The 1,467-nt window shown below is 65.6% G+C and carries 1 protein-coding gene; it reads left to right on the forward strand.

The genetic code is table 11. The features are described from left to right. The first annotated feature begins 100 nt into the window (after positions 1-100). Positions 101-1,354, forward strand: coding sequence for an IS256 family transposase (locus ABZ453_RS51290; RefSeq protein ID WP_359026979.1), 1,254 nt, complete (start codon positions 101-103; stop codon positions 1,352-1,354). The last annotated feature ends 113 nt before the right edge of the window (positions 1,355-1,467 follow it).

Consider the following 1,467-nt stretch of genomic DNA (forward strand, 5'->3'; position numbering starts at 1 on the left):
GAACTCCTCGCCCTCCACGACATCTACATCGCTCCGGTCGACGGCCCCAGGGCCCGCACCCGCGCACAGCTACAGGCCCGCATCGACACAGCCCGACAACATCAAGACGGACAATAGTTGCCGCACAGGTTCCTTACTTCGGCTGCTGGAGTCACTACGTTCGGCGGACGGACTCGAACTCGTCCGGTCCGTGGCCGAGCGGATGCTCCAGGAACTGATCGAGGCCGAGGCGACGTCGAGGATCGGCGCGGAGTGGAACGAGCACACCGAGACACGCACCGCGCTGCGCAACGGGCACCGCGACAAGACGCTGACCACGCAGGCCGGTGACCTGGACCTGGGCATACCCAAGCTGCGCTCGGGCAGCTTCTTCCCGAGCCTGCTGGAGCGCCGCCGCCGCATCGACCAGGCCCTGTTCGCCGTCATCATGGAGGCATACGTCCACGGGGTGTCCACCCGCTCGGTCGACGACCTGGTCAAGGCACTGGGAGCAGACAGCGGGATCTCCAAGAGCGAGGTCTCACGGATCTGCGCGGACCTGGACACCCAGCTGACCGCGTTCCGCGGCCGGCCCCTGGACCACACCCGCTTCCCCTACGTCTACCTCGATGCGACCTACTGCAAGGCACGCGTCGCGCACCAGATCGTCTCGCGGGCCGTGGTGATTGCCACCGGCATCACCGAGGATGGTGGCCGCGAGGTGCTGGGAGTGATGGTCGGCGACAGCGAGACCGAGGTGTTCTGGACCCAGTTCCTGCGCTCCTTGCGCGAACGCGGCCTGGGCGGTGTCCGGCTCGTGCTCGGCGATCACCACTCGGGCCTGGTCAAGGCGATCCGCAAAGTCATGATCGGCGCGGCCTACCAGCGCTGCCGGGTCCATTTCCTGCGCAATGTCTTCGGCGTGATCCCCAAGGACGCGGCCGAGATGGTCGCCGCGACCATCCGCACCATCTTCGCCCAGCCCGACCAGGAAGCCGTCCGCAACCAGCTCGACACGGTCGCCGACATGCTTGGCGCACAATTTCCCCAGGTCAAACAGATGCTCCTGGACGCCAAGGACGACCTCACCGCCTTCGCCGCCTTCCCGGAACGGCACTGGAAGAAGATTCAGTCCACGAACCCGCTGGAGCGGATCAACCGCGAGATCAAACGCCGCATCGACGTCGTCCAGGTCTTCCCCAACGACGACTCGCTGCTGCGGCTGGTCACCGCCGTGCTCTTCGAGATGCACGACGAGTGGATCGCCTGCCGCCGCCGCTACCTACCCGAGGGCAGCATGGACCAGATCTACCCCAGCGAGCCCGACGAAAGCGCCCCCGCACTCCCCAAAACCACCAACACGACCGACGATTGATCGCCTACACCACGTCAAGGCAACACCGTTGCCTTTAGCCCAAGTTGGTGTTGTCAAGCCCACCTTCCTTGATCATCTCGAAGTGGAGGGCGTACGGCTGGGCTGTCCTTGGG

The organism is Streptomyces sp. NPDC005799 (genome assembly GCF_040630525.1).
Classification (GTDB): Bacteria; Actinomycetota; Actinomycetes; order Streptomycetales; family Streptomycetaceae; genus Streptomyces; species Streptomyces griseorubiginosus_B.